General features: G+C 46.8%; 19 protein-coding genes and 1 riboswitch. Of the genes, 4 read left to right on the forward strand and 15 right to left on the reverse strand.

Annotation, left to right across the window (positions count from 1 at the left end):
• Window positions 1–25 precede the first annotated feature (25 nt).
• Both J4760_RS08800 and J4760_RS08805 read left to right on the forward strand, forming a co-directional pair.
• Complete coding sequence (locus J4760_RS08800) at window positions 26–622, forward strand: M15 family metallopeptidase (RefSeq protein ID WP_237605459.1); 597 nt, start codon at window positions 26–28, stop codon at window positions 620–622.
• Window positions 623–831: 209 nt separating this feature from the next.
• Window positions 832–1,386 carry a M15 family metallopeptidase gene (locus J4760_RS08805; protein ID WP_237605460.1) on the forward strand — a complete coding sequence of 185 codons (555 nt, stop codon included), beginning with the start codon at window positions 832–834 and terminating at the stop codon, window positions 1,384–1,386.
• A gap of 93 nt (window positions 1,387–1,479) precedes the next feature.
• On the opposite strand, the gene J4760_RS08810 is transcribed toward J4760_RS08805, so the two are convergent.
• The 14 genes from J4760_RS08810 to J4760_RS08875 form a co-directional block, all read right to left on the reverse strand.
• Window positions 1,480–2,358: a YitT family protein gene (locus tag J4760_RS08810; protein WP_237605461.1), complete on the reverse strand. Its 879-nt coding sequence runs from the start codon at window positions 2,356–2,358 to the stop codon at window positions 1,480–1,482.
• An 83-nt stretch (window positions 2,359–2,441) separates the two neighbouring features.
• On the reverse strand, window positions 2,442–3,839 hold the full coding sequence (sufB, locus tag J4760_RS08815; RefSeq protein WP_145284015.1) for a Fe-S cluster assembly protein SufB: 1,398 nt from the start codon (window positions 3,837–3,839) through the stop codon (window positions 2,442–2,444).
• Window positions 3,840–3,844: 5 nt separating this feature from the next.
• A complete protein-coding gene (sufU, locus tag J4760_RS08820; protein ID WP_145284012.1) occupies window positions 3,845–4,297 on the reverse strand; it encodes a Fe-S cluster assembly sulfur transfer protein SufU in 453 nt (150 codons plus the stop codon).
• Window positions 4,287–5,507, reverse strand: a complete 1,221-nt coding sequence (locus J4760_RS08825) for a cysteine desulfurase (protein WP_237605462.1) — start codon at window positions 5,505–5,507, stop codon at window positions 4,287–4,289. Before J4760_RS08825 ends, sufU begins: the two co-directional genes overlap by 11 nt.
• Window positions 5,508–5,528: 21 nt before the next feature.
• A complete protein-coding gene (gene sufD, locus J4760_RS08830; protein WP_237605463.1) occupies window positions 5,529–6,845 on the reverse strand; it encodes a Fe-S cluster assembly protein SufD in 1,317 nt (438 codons plus the stop codon).
• 14 nt (window positions 6,846–6,859) lie between these two features.
• Window positions 6,860–7,645: a Fe-S cluster assembly ATPase SufC gene (sufC, locus tag J4760_RS08835; RefSeq protein ID WP_237605464.1), complete on the reverse strand. Its 786-nt coding sequence runs from the start codon at window positions 7,643–7,645 to the stop codon at window positions 6,860–6,862.
• A gap of 212 nt (window positions 7,646–7,857) precedes the next feature.
• Window positions 7,858–8,193 carry a DUF4870 domain-containing protein gene (locus J4760_RS08840; protein ID WP_145284000.1) on the reverse strand — a complete coding sequence of 112 codons (336 nt, stop codon included), beginning with the start codon at window positions 8,191–8,193 and terminating at the stop codon, window positions 7,858–7,860.
• 148 nt (window positions 8,194–8,341) lie between these two features.
• Entirely contained in the window at window positions 8,342–9,229 is an 888-nt protein-coding gene (locus J4760_RS08845) for a MetQ/NlpA family ABC transporter substrate-binding protein (RefSeq protein ID WP_237605465.1), read from the reverse strand.
• A gap of 39 nt (window positions 9,230–9,268) precedes the next feature.
• Window positions 9,269–9,964, reverse strand: a complete 696-nt coding sequence (locus tag J4760_RS08850) for a methionine ABC transporter permease (protein ID WP_304621235.1) — start codon at window positions 9,962–9,964, stop codon at window positions 9,269–9,271.
• Window positions 9,961–10,980, reverse strand: coding sequence for a methionine ABC transporter ATP-binding protein (locus J4760_RS08855; RefSeq protein WP_237605466.1), 1,020 nt, complete (start codon window positions 10,978–10,980; stop codon window positions 9,961–9,963). The genes J4760_RS08850 and J4760_RS08855 overlap by 4 nt, the downstream gene beginning before the upstream one ends.
• Window positions 10,981–11,077: 97 nt before the next feature.
• A riboswitch (SAM riboswitch) is annotated at window positions 11,078–11,178 on the reverse strand.
• 38 nt (window positions 11,179–11,216) lie between these two features.
• A complete protein-coding gene (locus J4760_RS08860) occupies window positions 11,217–11,534 on the reverse strand; it encodes a thioredoxin family protein (protein ID WP_237605467.1) in 318 nt (105 codons plus the stop codon).
• Entirely contained in the window at window positions 11,485–11,892 is a 408-nt protein-coding gene (locus tag J4760_RS08865) for a toprim domain-containing protein (RefSeq protein ID WP_186365430.1), read from the reverse strand. Before J4760_RS08865 ends, J4760_RS08860 begins: the two co-directional genes overlap by 50 nt.
• Before the next feature lie 61 nt (window positions 11,893–11,953).
• Window positions 11,954–12,334 (reverse strand): glycine cleavage system protein GcvH, encoded by a 381-nt coding sequence (gene gcvH, locus J4760_RS08870; RefSeq protein WP_145283986.1) that lies wholly within the window; start codon window positions 12,332–12,334, stop codon window positions 11,954–11,956.
• A 68-nt stretch (window positions 12,335–12,402) separates the two neighbouring features.
• Window positions 12,403–12,759 carry a Spx/MgsR family RNA polymerase-binding regulatory protein gene (locus J4760_RS08875; protein ID WP_237605468.1) on the reverse strand — a complete coding sequence of 119 codons (357 nt, stop codon included), beginning with the start codon at window positions 12,757–12,759 and terminating at the stop codon, window positions 12,403–12,405.
• A gap of 141 nt (window positions 12,760–12,900) precedes the next feature.
• Between J4760_RS08875 and J4760_RS08880 the strand changes: the two genes are divergently transcribed.
• Window positions 12,901–13,218 carry a thioredoxin family protein gene (locus tag J4760_RS08880; RefSeq protein WP_145283980.1) on the forward strand — a complete coding sequence of 106 codons (318 nt, stop codon included), beginning with the start codon at window positions 12,901–12,903 and terminating at the stop codon, window positions 13,216–13,218.
• Between the two features lie 43 nt (window positions 13,219–13,261).
• Here J4760_RS08880 and aroD read toward each other — a convergent pair whose 3' ends face one another.
• Window positions 13,262–14,005, reverse strand: coding sequence for a type I 3-dehydroquinate dehydratase (gene aroD, locus J4760_RS08885; protein WP_145283978.1), 744 nt, complete (start codon window positions 14,003–14,005; stop codon window positions 13,262–13,264).
• Window positions 14,006–14,255: 250 nt separating this feature from the next.
• On the opposite strand from aroD, the gene J4760_RS08890 reads away from it, so the two are divergent.
• Window positions 14,256–14,576: a DUF3243 family protein gene (locus tag J4760_RS08890; RefSeq protein ID WP_145283975.1), complete on the forward strand. Its 321-nt coding sequence runs from the start codon at window positions 14,256–14,258 to the stop codon at window positions 14,574–14,576.
• The last annotated feature ends 28 nt before the right edge of the window (window positions 14,577–14,604 follow it).

The following is a 14,604-nucleotide window of genomic DNA, read 5'->3' on the forward strand; positions in this document are numbered from 1 at the left end:
CACATATAAGGAGATGCTTCATTTAATGATAAATAGATTGAAATCCCTGCCGATGATGCTTTTCAGTTTCATATCATTGTCAGGTCTGCTTTTCGCTGACCTGGATGATATTACTATAGATGATAAAAATGATGATGTTGTTATTGATGATAAAAATAAAGATGAAGAAAAAATTGAACTGGATTTTGAAGAAATGCCGGATGCACTCCATCCTGAAGTCGAAAAGAAAGCTGAAGCACTTGAGGAAAAGGCTGAAGAAAAAAATATCAATATTACAATCACTTCCGGCTTTCGTTCATTCGAAACACAGGATGCATTATACAGCAAGGGCAGATCACTCCCAGGCCAGGTGGTCACCAATGCGCGGGGTGGAGAATCCTATCATAACTACGGTCTCGCCATAGACTATGCGGTTGAAGCAGATGGCAAAGTCATCTGGAATACGGATTATGACAGCAATGACAACGGAAAATCCGACTGGTTCGAAGTTGCCGACATCGCCAAGGAACTCGGTTTTGAATGGGGCGGCGACTGGGAATCCTTCAAGGACTATCCGCATCTTGAAATGACTTTCGACTACTCGATCCGTGAACTGCAGGAAGAATATGAAGATCAGCTTTGATAGGATGAAATATTGAACGGTGCACTGGTATATAATATGCCAGTGCTTTTATTTTGGAATGAAAGCACTTTTTAAAATTAATTTTGTTAATATTCTCAAAATAATATTACAGTTGTATTACTATTTGCTGCTGTTTATTGAAAATTGATTATGCAATGGTATTGTGAAGAGGCACGCCAAATTTACATATGAAGGAGAAAGATATGCTTATGAAAAAGAACATCAGATCTCTATCTGCACTACTCTTCACGCTGCTGGTTGTACCGGGCTTCATTCTGTCGGTCCCGCAATCCGTTTCAGCGGAGCAGTGGAATGGAAATACGTACGAAACGAACCAGCCCGAGGGTCTGCACCCGATTGTCGCAGAACGTGCAGAAATACTTAGACAGAGAGCCGCCCAGATCGGCATCGTCATCCGATTTACAGACGGCTTCCGTTCCTTTGAAGAACAGAATGCACTATTTGCACAAGGCCGCACCACTGCCGGCAATATTGTAACGAACGCCCAAGGTGGGGAATCCTACCATAACTACGGACTGGCCGTCGACTATGCACTTGAAGTCGGTCCAAACGTCATCTGGGATCTCGAATACGATGGCAATGGCAATGCCAGATCCGACTGGTTCGAAGTCGCGCGCATTGCCAAGGAACTCGGCTTCACCTGGGGCGGAGACTGGGAAAGCTTCAGAGACTATCCGCATCTGCAGATGGATTTCGGCTACTCCCTCTATAATCTGCAGACAGGCAACCACTACCTGTACTAGAAGAAGGCACTATGAAACCCACAACGGTGAAAATAGCATCGTTGTGGGTTATTTGCATGCATTACAATATTTCAAAGCAGAGTGAGGACTATTCTATTTTGCCTGATGGTGAACATCTTTCTTTACAAACGAGCCTTTTCTGACATCCGCTACATCATAGACAGCGAGGAAAGCCTGCGGATCAAGTCTGCCGATGATCTCCTTAAGCTTCTGCTCTTCCAGCCGGTTGATGATGCATGTAATCTGCGTAAGCGGCATTCTGGTGTAGCCGCCTGTAATTTCATTGTAGGTACATGTTCTTCCCAGCTCTTCCCTTATCGCTTCAATGATGGATTCAGGATGCACCGTCACGATGGTGAACGTTTTCGACCCACTCAGTCCTTCTTCTATCAGATGGATCACCTTAGAAGCAATGAAGTAGGCGATCGCTGAAAGTATGGCGCCTTCTAATCCGAACACGGTTGATACGAGCAGAAATACGAAAGTATTCAGAAACAGGATGAGGTCGCTTGTCCCGAATGGCAATTTTCTTGAAAGCAGCACGGCGAACATGTCGATGCCATCAAGGGCACCGCCATTACGCAATGCGATGCCCATGCCCACTCCGATGATGACACCACCCACAACAGTGATCAGCAGGGAATCACCTTCAATGATGGCCGGTATATGATGCATGATCGCAGTAAAGTATGCAAGGGACAGTATGCCCGCCACCGACAACGCTGCAAATTTAGTACCGATCTGTCGGTATCCAAGCCAGATGAATGGAATATTCAATATCACAATCAGCAGACCTAGTGGTATGCCGAACAGTGTGGACCCTACAATACTGATGCCGGTGACACCACCATCCGATACCTGGTTGGGAATCAGTACGGATTCGAGACCATAGGCTGTAATGAACGCACCGGAAATGACCATGATTGCACGGCCAATGAATGCAAAAACCTGTCTTGTTGTCATTTTTTTCATATGAACAGCGCTTCCTTTTCGTTTTTATCATTTTGAAATTAAAAAGGTCCCTGCCACAGGATGGCAGGGACCCGAATGCTGTATTAACCGATGGAGCCTTCCATTTCGAAGGAGATCAGACGGTTCATTTCAACCGCATATTCCATTGGCAGTTCTTTTGTGAATGGTTCGATGAAGCCCATGACAATCATTTCTGTCGCTTCGACTTCGCCGATACCGCGGCTCATAAGGTAGAAGAGCTGCTCTTCGGATACTTTTGAAACTTTCGCTTCGTGTTCCAGCGAGATGTTGTCGTTCAGAATCTCGTTGTAAGGAATTGTATCTGAAGTGGACTCGTTATCCATGATGAGCGTGTCGCATTCGATGTTTGAACGTGCATTATCTGCATTTCTACCGAAGTGGACCTGGCCTCTATAGGATACTTTACCACCTTGTTTTGCGATGGATTTGGAAACGATTGTAGACGATGTGTTCGGTGCAAGGTGGATCATCTTCGCTCCGGCATCCTGCAATTGTCCTTTACCTGCAAGTGCGATGGACAGTGTCATGCCACGTGCGCCTTCGCCTTTTAGGAATACTGCTGGGTACTTCATGGTGATCTTGGAACCGATGTTGCCGTCGACCCATTCCATTGTACCGTTGGCATCAACGAAAGTACGTTTTGTAACAAGGTTGTATACGTTGTTTGCCCAGTTCTGGATGGTTGTATAGCGGCAGTATGCATCCTTTTTGACGATGATTTCAACGACAGCGGAGTGCAGTGAATTCGTCGTGTAGACAGGTGCCGTACATCCTTCTACGTAGTGTACGCTGGAGCCTTCGTCACAGATGATCAGTGTACGCTCGAACTGTCCCATGTTCTCCGAGTTGATACGGAAATATGCCTGCAGTGGTGTATCCAGTTTTACGCCTGGTGGGCAGTAGATGAATGATCCACCGGACCATACTGCTGAATTGAGTGCAGCAAACTTGTTGTCAGTATACGGAATGACTGTCGCCCAGTATTCTTTGAAAAGCTCTTCGTTTTCGCGGAGCGCAGAATCGGTATCCTTGAAGATGACACCTTTGTCCTCGAGATCCTTCTCCATGTTGTGATATACCACTTCGGATTCATACTGTGCAGAGACACCTGCAAGATACTTCTGCTCTGCTTCAGGAATACCAAGTTTGTCAAACGTACGTTTGATCTCGTCCGGTACTTCGTCCCATGAGCGTTCTGTATGCTCGGAAGGTTTTACATAGTATGTGATGTCATCGAAGTTGAGTTCGGAAAGGTCGCCGCCCCAAGTAGGCATCGGCGTTTTATAGAAATGTTTCAGCGATTTGAGTCTGAAGTCGAGCATCCATTCGGGCTCTTCTTTCATTTTGGAAATTTCACGTACAATTTCTTCTGTCAAACCACGGTCTGAACGGAAAATGGATACGTCTTCATCGTGGAAACCATATTTGTAATCGTCAATTTCCGGTGCTTTTTTAGCCATATCAATCACTCCTTATTATTAGTGCTGCCTTGGGATTTAACCCCTTTTTCAAGTGCTTTCCATGAAAGAGTTGCGCACTTGATGCGTGCTGGGAACTGGCTGACACCTGACAGGGCTTCGATGTCGCCCATGTCTTCGGTGATTTCATAATCTTCGCCCAGCATCATTTTACTGAATTCGTCCCCCATGGCGAGTGCTTCGTCAATCTTCTTGCCGGTGATGGTTTCTGTCATCATCGATGCACTGGCAATGGAGATGGAGCAGCCTTCTCCATCAAATTTGACATCTTTGACAATATCATCAACGACATTGAACGTCAGACGGATGCGATCCCCACAAGTGGGGTTGTTCATATCCACCGTCAGTGTGCCGTCTTCGAGTGTGCCCTTATTGCGCGGGTTCTTGTAGTGATCCATGATGACTGAACGGTAAAGCTGGTTGAGGTTGTTAAAATTCATAAGAGAAAAACTCCTTCGTTCGCTTAAGCCCTTCTATAAAGACGTCAATCTCTTCTTTGGTGTTGTATATATAGAAACTTGCTCTTGCAGTTGATGAGACCCCGAGCCACTTCATCAGCGGCTGTGCACAATGGTGACCGGCCCTGACAGCAATACCTTCACTGTCAAGTGCAGTCGCAAGGTCGTGCGGATGGACGTCAGTCAGATTGAAAGTGATGAGACCGGCACGTCTGTCCGGACCATAGATTTCGATACCCTCCACTGTACGCATGCGCTCAAGTGCATAGTTTACGAGTTCCTGTTCATATTCCAGAATGGCTTGTAGGCCGATTTCTTCGATGTAGTCGATTGCACGGGCCAGTCCGATTGCTTCCGCAATCATCGGTGTGCCTGCTTCGAACTTCACAGGAAGATCCGTCCACGTGGATGTTCTGAGATCGACAAAGTCGATCATATCCCCACCATATTCGATCGGCTCCATATCATCAAGCAGTTCGCTTTTGCCATAGAGTACGCCGATGCCCGTAGGACCGAGCATCTTATGGCCGCTGAATGCATAGAAATCCACATCCAGATCCTGTACGTCCACTGACATGTGCGGTACTGCCTGGGCACCATCAACAGAAATATAGGCATCATTCTTCCGGGCAACTTTGGTGATCTCCTTGATGTCGTTGATCGTACCAAGCACATTGGAGACGTGGGTGATGGCAACTATCTTCGTCTTTTCACCAATCGCTGCTTCCACATTCTCCATCGTGAGTGTGCCGTCCGCTTCCATCGGAATGAATTTCAGTTCTGCCTGCCTACGCTTCGCCAGTTCCTGCCAAGGCACTATATTGGCATGGTGCTCCATCTCCGTCACGACGATTTCGTCTCCCGGTTCGATGACCATGTCCCCGAAACTGCGTGCGACAAGGTTGATTGCTGCAGTGGTTCCCCGCGTGAATATGATTTCCTCATACCGCTTGGCATTGATGAATGATCTCACTTTCATACGCGCCTTTTCGTAACCATCTGTTGCTTTTGTGCCGAGCGTGTGTACACCGCGGTGTACATTGGAATTGTATTCCTTATAGTAGGCAGTCATTGCATCTATTACAGGTGCGGGTGTCTGACTCGTCGCTGAAGTATCCAGATAGACGAGTTCTTTACCGTTGACCTGCTGATCAAGGATCGGGAAATCCTTTCTGATATCTTCGACATTCATGCGGGAAAACCCCTTTAAAGCTTATTTTGAGAGTACTTTCAGCTCGATGACTTCCTTAAGCTGCTTTTTGACGGATTCGATCGGCAGTGCGCTGACAACCGGATCAAGGAATCCGTGGATGACAAGTCTTTCCGCTTCCTTCTGTGAAATACCGCGGCTCATCAGATAGAAGAGCTGGATCGGATCCACACGACCGACGGAGGCGGCGTGACCTGCTGTTACATCATCTTCGTCAATCAGAAGAATCGGGTTGGCATCGCCGCGTGCTTTTTCACTCAGCATGAGTACTCTGGACTCCTGCTGGGCGTCACTGCCCGCTGCACCATGCTTGATGTAGCCGACACCGTTGAAGATGCTGGAGGCACTGTCCTTCATGACGCCATGCTTCAGAATGTGTCCGACAGAATCCTTTCCGTAGTGGATGATCTGTGTTGTGAAGTTGAGCTTCTGCTCACCACGGCCCACAACGACTGTCTTCAGGTTGGAGTTCGAGTTGTCGCCCATCAGGTACGTTGTATTGTCATTGATGACGTTGGAATCATTCATCAGGCCAAGTGCCCAGTCGAGTGTTGCATCTCTGCCGACGATTCCGCGTCGGTTGATGTAGCCGGTAAATCCTTCAGCGAGGAAATCCACTGCACCGTAGTTGATTTTGGCATTGTCTTTGGCAATGACTTCGGAAATGATATTGATCTGCTCATTGGATCTATCAACGTTGGAAAGATAGTTCTCCACATAAGTCAGCTCGGAACCTTCATCCGCCACGATCAGTACGTGGTTGAAAAGGGAAGTCTTTTCATCGTCGTGCAGGACGACCATCTGTACCGGATCTTTGATCTGCACATTTTTAGGGACATAGACGAACAGTCCACCATTGAGCATTGCTGCGTGGTATGCTGCAAGTTTGTGCTCATCGATTTTGACGCCTTCGGTCATGAAGTACTTCTCGACGAGTTCAGGGTGATTTGCACTTGCTTCGATGATGTTTTCGATCACTACACCCTGATCGAGCAGTTCATCGGAGACCTGCAGGTACGCTGGCGTATTGTTGTGCTGCACGTATATATTCTTCGTGTGTTCAATGTCGAGCAGGTTTCTTACCGCTTCCGGCAGTTCTTCAAGAGAACCATAGACTGCACTGTCTGTTACAGGCTCGGAAACAGTGAAGAAATCCCATTTATTTATTTTTGTTTTATCTGGTTTGGGCATTTCAAGGTTTTCAATAGTTGCCAATGCTTCTTTCTTCTGGCTGATGAGAAGTTCAGATTCTCCACGTGATTCTGCACGGGAGATGACTTCATCAGCGTTAATAACAAATTCATTAACTTCAGTAGCCATGGTCATCCTCCTGTCTATTCTACATCTGCAGCGATAGTTTCGTCGTCAATGCCAAGTTCTTCCTTGATCCAGTCATACCCTTCAGCTTCAAGACGCTGGGAAAGTTCCTGGCCGCCGGATTTCACAACACGGCCCTGCATCATTACGTGTACAAAGTCAGGTGCAACGTAGTTCAGAAGACGCTGGTAGTGCGTGATGATCAGCGCGCCGAACTCTTCGCCACGGAGTTCATTGATGCCTTTTGATACGACTTTGAGCGCATCGATGTCAAGACCGGAGTCGATTTCATCCAGGATGCCGAATTTCGGTTCGAGCATCATGAGCTGCAGGATTTCGTTACGCTTCTTCTCACCACCGGAGAATCCTTCATTCAGGTAGCGTGTTGACATATCGAGGTCCATTTCCAGATAGTTCATGTTCTTATCGAGCTTTTTGATGAACTGCATCAGGTTGATTTCATCGCCCTCTTCACGCTGTGCATTGATTGCAGAACGGAGAAAGTCGGAATTCGTTACACCGGAAATTTCGGATGGATACTGCATACCGAGGAAGAGACCTGCCTGTGCACGCTCATCCACTTCCATCTCAAGTACGTTTTCACCATCAAGAAGTACTTCACCTTGAGTCACGTCATATCTCGGATGTCCCATGATCGCCTGGGCAAGCGTCGATTTACCCGTACCATTCGGTCCCATTACAGCGTGGATTTCTCCCTGCTTGATTGTGAGATCGACACCTTTCAGTATTTCTTTGCCGTCTATTTCGACATGTAGACCTTTGATTTCTAGAACAGAAGCCATTTATTAACCCTCCAACAGATAATTTATATGTTATTCTCCATACCAGTTTATAATAATTCTAAATAATAGTCAAAGTCTGGCATGGGATTTGATTTACTATTACATTATAACGTAAATGCGCTGCACTTTAAACCTTTACACTCCTCCGGTACGCCTCAAAACGACAAAATAAACCCCACGACTGATAATGGTCATGGGGTAAATGAAAATGATTATTTGATGATATCGAGAGTGAATGGTGGTTTGTACATAATGCCATCATTTGCTCTGATGGCACCGACAATCAGAAACACATAGAACAGCACGGTGATGATCGGACCGATGATGAGACCGATGAGAATAAAGGATGACAGCCAGGCGATGAACATGTAGATGGTATAGGAAATCCCAAAATTCGCCACGTTCCTCAATGCTTCTGCTGTTACCGGATCATCATCCTTCTTCAGCACCCAGATGAGCAATGGTCCTACAACTGCTGTAAACGCGGAGACGATAAACGATACCATGACAAGCGCTTTGTCGAAAAGCTGGGTATTCTGTCCATACATTTTCCTTCCCCCTCCGGGATTCATGATCATACATTATAAATATACCCCCAAAATGGAAAAAGTAATAGTGATAAGTACTCCAATTGATAATCCGGCCCTCTTTTTTTCAATTGAAAAACCTCCGGCCATCGGGCCGGAGGTTCATCTGCTATTGTACAGGAATGACTGCACCTTCGTAGTTGTCTTCGATGAACTGCTTGATTTCATCGCCTTGAAGCACTTCAACGAGTCTCTGGATATCTTCACGATCCTCATCGCCAGTGCGCACTGCGACCAGGTTGGCATAAGGAGATTCGCCATCTTCAACGACAATGGAATCCTCAACCGGGTTCAGTCCGCCATCAAGCGCGAAGTTGGAGTTGATGATGACTGCCGGCGCTTCATTGTTTTCATACATTGAAACGAGCAGTTCCGGTGCTGTCTGATTGTTGAATTCGAAGTTCTTCGGATTTTCAGTGATATCGTCGAAAGTTGCATTCTGGATTTCGATGCCTTCTTCGATTTCAATCAGGCCTGCATCGACGAAGAATGACAGGAAGCGTCCTTCTTCAGCCGGGTTGTTGGATACAAGAATCGTCGAACCATCCGGCAGATCCTCGAGGGATTCATAATCCTGTGAATACACAGCCATCGGCTCGATATGGACGTTGCCGGCGCTCGTAATGTCATAGCCGTGGGATTCCTTCTCTGTTTCAAGATATGGTGTGTGCTGGAAATAGTTCGCATCCACTTCCTCATCCGCGAGCAGACGGTTCGGTGTCGTATAGTCGTTGACGATCGCTATGTCGAGCTCGATGCCCTCTTCTTCGAGAATCGTTGCTGCTTCCTCAAGAATTTCAGCATGGGGTGCTGGTGAAGCTGCGATGGAGATTGTTCCGCCCGCCTCTTCAGCTTCTTCGTTTTCTGCCGTTTCGGATGTTTCGGCGCTTTCTTCACTATCCTCGGTTGTCGCTGCTTCTTCCGAGCCGCCGTTGCCGCACGCAGCCAGAACAGCTGCAAAAATTGAGATGACCATCAGCAAAAAGTATTTCTTCATGTACTTCTACCTCTTTCCCTATTGTATTTATTTTATTGATTACCGCTTATCGACCGCTTTGGCAGTCAGATCACCTATGATCTGTATGATGAAGACAATAACCAGAATTACTACTGTTGCGACCAGAGTGACATCACTCTGGTTTCTCGTGAAACCGACCATGTAGGCCAGATTGCCAAGCCCTCCTGCGCCGATGACACCTGCTATCGCAGTGGATCCGACGAGCATGATGGCAGTGACCGTTATACCTGATATGAGGGCCGGCAGTGATTCCGGCAGCAGCACCTTGCGGATGATCGTCCATGTGCCTGCACCCATCGATTCCGCTGCTTCTATGACACCCTTGTCGATCTCTTTGAGTCCAATTTCAACCAGGCGTGCATAGAATGGCGATGCACCGATGATGAGAGCGGGCAGCGCACCCTGGGATCCCATGATCGTGCCCATGACCACTTTGGTGAATGGGATGAGCAGGATGATCAGAATGATGAAAGGAATGGCTCTGAACAGATTGACGAGAAATGCCGTAAAGCCGTATACCGGACTGCTGGCTGCATGTTCACTTTTCGAGGAGAGGAACAGGATGATTCCGAGCACCAGTCCGAAAATGAAAGTGAATACAGTCGAAATGACAGTCATGTAGAGTGTTTCATATGTTGCTGTTAAAACATCGTCCCACCGCACATTCTCAAAGGAGAACATTTCAGCAAACGCATTGATAAATCCAATCATCATCCTTCTACCTCCACTGTTACATCGTGCTCGGCAAGCTCTCTTTCCAGGTTCCCAAGGTCCGTTTCATTGATGTCGATCGCCACATAAAGGTGGCCGTATGATTCATTGTTGGTCCGCTTGATATTGCCTGAAAGAATGTTGAGATCAAGATTATACTTCTTGATGACCTGGGAGACGATCGGTGCCTTCGACTGGGAGCCGACAAAGCCGAGCTTCAGTATTTTCGAAGTCGGGAACATTTCCCTGACCTCCTCGAAAGAGAGCGCCGTCTCCTCGTCATTGATGTCATCTTTGACGAACCGCTTCGTCACACCATGCTCCGGATTCTGGAAAAGTTTGAGAACGGGACCGGTTTCGACGACCCGTCCGCCTTCCATTACCGCTGCACGATCACAGATCTTGCGGATGACATGCATTTCGTGCGTGATCAGCACGATGGTCAGGTCCATCTCATCGCGTATCCTGACGAGCAGATCGAGCACTTCATCCGTCGTCTCGGGATCCAGTGCACTCGTCGCCTCGTCACACAGGAGCACTTCGGGTTCATTCGACAGTGCCCTTGCGATGCCGACACGCTGCTTCTGTCCGCCTGAAAGCTGGCTCGGGTAGTTGTCCTCGCGTCCCGTCAGGCCGACCAGCTCGATCAGTTCCGCGACACGCCGCTTCTGATCCTTCTTCGGCACACCGGCGATTTCGAGCGGGAAACTGATATTCTCCGCAACAGTTCTCGACCAGAGAAGATTGAAGTGCTGGAAGATCATCGATACTTTCTGGCGCTTTTTCCTGAGCTTCGCCCGGTTCATCGTACTGATGACATCCTCTCCAATCACCACTTCGCCTGAGGAGGGCTGCTCCAGGCCATTCAGCATCCGGATCAGCGTGGATTTACCAGCACCCGAGTAGCCGATGACACCAAAAATCTCACCCTGGCGGATGTGGAGTGTCACATCATCCACTGCCTGTATATCATTGTTTTTAGTTTTGAAAATTTTAGTTGCATTACGAATGTCGATCATATGTCTCATCCTGACTTGTATATTGGACAGTACAGGCTGTCCGCCTATAGAAAAAGCCTACTCAAAAGTTGAGTAGGCATTGGTTTCGACCATCAGCCTCTCATCTTCGATCAAATCGATCATGTGAATTGGCACCTTGTCGTAATGACGGTTGCCGTGGTTTCATAGGGCACTTCCCTCCACCACTCTTGATAAGAGTTTTTATTAGATTGTTATTAATAGTACCATCTGTATTCCTATTCGTCAACAAGGAATTCATCCATTACTTCAGTCAGATAGGGAACCGACTGGAATGCATATATTTCCTTTGTGAGTTCGCCATTTTTGAACAGCAGCAGTGCCGGCGTGGATCTGATCTCATATGTTTCAATAAAGTCCTTCTGGTAGTTCAGATCGATTGATGCATATGAGAAGTTTCTCAATTCCGCCACCACGTCGAGCATCCGCTCGGCAATGTGACAGTTGGCACATATCGGCGCATAGCCGAATATGATCAGCGTCTCTTCAGACTGAATACGGCTGGTAATATCTTGTACTCTGGATTCTTTCATCATTACTGAACTTACCTTTCATGATCAGGCTCGTATCTACATAGAAATCATGTCTCATGAGGACATTGGCGAGATAGTCCCGCGGGCAGCGGCCCACCTCACCGAACTTCGGGTCGATATATATATGGGTGCTTTCACTCAAGTGTTTTTTAAACCATTTCCGTATGTTTCTGCCTTCTTTATCTGCGTCGGACAGAATATAGATTTCAGAACCATTCAGCTGGTCGAGAATATCATCCAATTTTGCGATACCCATTGTACCATGGGTGCATATGATCTGTACAGGTTCAATCAGGACTTCTTCGATACGCCGTTTATCCGTCTTTCCTTCGACAATAAGCACTTTATCGGAAAAATACATAGTCATCACCCTTGGTATGATATTTTTAAAAAAACTCCAGACCGGGTCCAGAGTTTACACTTTATGCGTCCACCATTTCATCATAGGCATCGGCATTCATCAATTTATCAAGTTGGGATTCGTCGGACAGTTCAACAACAACCATCCATGCGCCTTCATATGGAGATTCATTGACAAGCTCCGGGCTGTCTTCCAGTCCTTCATTGATTTCAACTACAGTACCACTGACAGGTGCGTAGAGTTCAGAGACCGTCTTGACGGATTCAACGCTGCCGAAAGATTCGCCGGTAGTGAGTTCATCACCTTCAGCAGGCAGTTCTACAAAAACAATATCACCGAGCTCGGATTGAGCGAATTCCGTAATACCGATTGTTGCCTTGCCATCTTCAACTTTGACCCATTCATGATCTTCTGAATACTTGTATTCTTTAGGTGTTGCCACGACAATAACCTCCTTTTTCTACTACACTCATATAATCTCATAAGTCCCACTGTGAAGGCAAGGCTAATCTAGCTGCTCACGAGCTGCCTGTATTCCGCCTCTTTGAAGCCGAGCAGCACGCTTGTACCATCGTATAGCAGTGGACGCTTGATCAGCATGCCGTCCGAGGAAAGCAGTGCAAGTTTTTCATCCCGGGACATGTCATCGAGACGATCATTCAGATCTAGGTCCTTATACTTTCTACCCCTTTTATTGAAAAGCATGTCTATATCCGTGCCGGAAGTTTCCAAGAGCTCACGAAGCACCTCGGCACTCGGTGGACTTTTCACCATGTCGACGCTGTCGAACTCGACGCCACTGTCCTGAAGAAATTTCTTTCCTTTGCGGCATGTAGTGCATTTCGGGTATTCATAAAATGTAATCATTCGTCATCCTCCAGAAGGTTTCTTACTTTTAATATACGTAAAAGCTGTTCGCCATTGCAAGCCAAATAAGCATGTATCTTCCATATTCCGAATGAAAGGTGATAGAATGAAGCTAAATAAATTGATAAAGGAGTACTTATGATGGAAGCGATCAGACAGTATGATGACTATAAAGAGAAAATACAGGGCGATGATAAGATCATCATCAAATTCTTTGCAGACTGGTGCCCGGACTGCACACGCATGAACATGTTCATCGACCCGATCCTCGAAGAGTACAACCAGATCGACTGGTACGAGCTCAATCGTGACGAGCTGCCTGAAGCGGCAGATGAAAATGACGTCATGGGCATTCCAAGCCTGCTCATCTTCCAGAATGGCGAGAAGCTCGGCCATCTGCACTCTGCAGATGCCAAATCACCGGAATCGGTCAAGGATTTCCTCCAGAACACCCTCTAGATACGACAAACGTCCAGCTCGTCGAGCAGGACGTTTTTATTTTCTATTCAAATATCTTCAAGTTGTTTTTCAGATCCTGTACATGGAACTGCCCGGGTGCTGCCTTGTGTGAAATATAGCCATAAGTCAGGCAGGAGCCGAAAACGCCGCCTGCTACACGTGTAATCTTGCCAAGCTCTCCCATGCTGATGCCGACCACCTGGCACTTCAGCTGCTGGCGCGCATCATGTACCGCAGTCAGAATGCTGAGGACATCGCGGCCATCCGCAGGGTTGTAGGCGAGCTTCAGAATATCACCGCCGCGTTCATTCATATCCTTGTATGTTGCCATTATTTCATCAAAGTCCGGCGTATCCCTGAAATCATGCTGGCTCAGCACGACCAGCACTCCTTTTCGCTTCGCTTTCTCGATAAGTGCATCAACAATGTCTTCGTACATGAAGAATTCAACATCAATCAGCTGGATGTCACACTCATCGAGCACCGAATTGAGCAGCGATTCATACTCGACCGCCGTCTTCTGACCCTTGCCGCCTTCACTCTGGGTCCGGTAAGTATAGAGAATCGGGTAGTCCTTCAATGACTCGATAATATGATTGACGAGCGCGAGGTGCGCTTCATGACTCAGCGCATCAAATGCATCACTTCTGATTTCAATAACATCGACTGCCGATGGATTGTCCAGCACACCCTGTATCTCCTCATCCACCGTCTCCTTCGAATGATTCGAGAAAGAAACCACCACCTTCGGCTGCCCACTTCCGATATCCACACCTTTAACATTCATACATATCCCTCTCATCATCGCTATTTATTTATATACAATATAGAAAGTATCGAGAAAATTCAAATATAATATCAAACTTCCGTTACTGGATATAAAATTGTTTAAGTGTGCCAGGAAAAGGCTATCATATGATTAGAGCATTAATAATCCGGACACTCCCATTTCTACCGGAAGCTCATGACACTACACTCCCAAATTGGAATACGGTGCGTATTATTACGACATTAGAAAATTATAGGAGGAATTAAGAATGGCTAACGAAGAAATGAATAATCCAGAACAAAAAGCACAGAACATGGATCAGGAAGACAAAGATCAGATTCTTGAGAGCTACAACAAGTTCATCAATTATCTCGGCGATCAGGTCTCCAAAGGTGAAAAACTGGGCATGGACGAAGACCAGCTGTCCAAAGCAGCGAAAAGAGTTGCTGACTACCTTGCAGGTCATGAAGAACCACGCAACCGCGAGGAGCAGGTACTGAAACAGCTCTGGAAATCAACAGACAGCAGCGAAGAAAAAGATACAGTCGCAAGAGTGCTTGTCAGAATGGCACAGAAAACGAATGGCTAGGCATTCACTATAGCAAGTAGAAGACACT

The sequence above is a fragment of the Salinicoccus sp. ID82-1 genome (assembly GCF_021991715.1).
Classification (GTDB): Bacteria; Bacillota; Bacilli; order Staphylococcales; family Salinicoccaceae; genus Salinicoccus; species Salinicoccus cyprini.

Excerpts from the sequence above, each read along its gene's own strand:
- J4760_RS08800 (WP_237605459.1), top strand. The coding sequence starts at position 26 with ATGATAAATAGATTGAAATCCCTGCCGATGATGCTTTTCAGTTTCATA.
- J4760_RS08805 (WP_237605460.1), top strand. The coding sequence starts at position 832 with ATGAAAAAGAACATCAGATCTCTATCTGCACTACTCTTCACGCTGCTG.
- J4760_RS08810 (WP_237605461.1), bottom strand. The coding sequence starts at position 2,358 with ATGAAAAAAATGACAACAAGACAGGTTTTTGCATTCATTGGCCGTGCA.
- sufB (WP_145284015.1), bottom strand. The coding sequence starts at position 3,839 with ATGGCTAAAAAAGCACCGGAAATTGACGATTACAAATATGGTTTCCAC.
- sufU (WP_145284012.1), bottom strand. The coding sequence starts at position 4,297 with ATGAATTTTAACAACCTCAACCAGCTTTACCGTTCAGTCATCATGGAT.
- J4760_RS08825 (WP_237605462.1), bottom strand. The coding sequence starts at position 5,507 with ATGAATGTCGAAGATATCAGAAAGGATTTCCCGATCCTTGATCAGCAG.
- sufD (WP_237605463.1), bottom strand. The coding sequence starts at position 6,845 with ATGGCTACTGAAGTTAATGAATTTGTTATTAACGCTGATGAAGTCATC.
- sufC (WP_237605464.1), bottom strand. The coding sequence starts at position 7,645 with ATGGCTTCTGTTCTAGAAATCAAAGGTCTACATGTCGAAATAGACGGC.
- J4760_RS08840 (WP_145284000.1), bottom strand. The coding sequence starts at position 8,193 with ATGTATGGACAGAATACCCAGCTTTTCGACAAAGCGCTTGTCATGGTA.
- J4760_RS08845 (WP_237605465.1), bottom strand. The coding sequence starts at position 9,229 with ATGAAGAAATACTTTTTGCTGATGGTCATCTCAATTTTTGCAGCTGTT.
- J4760_RS08850 (WP_304621235.1), bottom strand. The coding sequence starts at position 9,964 with ATGATGATTGGATTTATCAATGCGTTTGCTGAAATGTTCTCCTTTGAG.
- J4760_RS08855 (WP_237605466.1), bottom strand. The coding sequence starts at position 10,980 with ATGATCGACATTCGTAATGCAACTAAAATTTTCAAAACTAAAAACAAT.
- J4760_RS08860 (WP_237605467.1), bottom strand. The coding sequence starts at position 11,534 with ATGATGAAAGAATCCAGAGTACAAGATATTACCAGCCGTATTCAGTCT.
- J4760_RS08865 (WP_186365430.1), bottom strand. The coding sequence starts at position 11,892 with ATGTATTTTTCCGATAAAGTGCTTATTGTCGAAGGAAAGACGGATAAA.
- J4760_RS08875 (WP_237605468.1), bottom strand. The coding sequence starts at position 12,759 with ATGATTACATTTTATGAATACCCGAAATGCACTACATGCCGCAAAGGA.
- J4760_RS08880 (WP_145283980.1), top strand. The coding sequence starts at position 12,901 with ATGGAAGCGATCAGACAGTATGATGACTATAAAGAGAAAATACAGGGC.
- aroD (WP_145283978.1), bottom strand. The coding sequence starts at position 14,005 with ATGAATGTTAAAGGTGTGGATATCGGAAGTGGGCAGCCGAAGGTGGTG.
- J4760_RS08890 (WP_145283975.1), top strand. The coding sequence starts at position 14,256 with ATGGCTAACGAAGAAATGAATAATCCAGAACAAAAAGCACAGAACATG.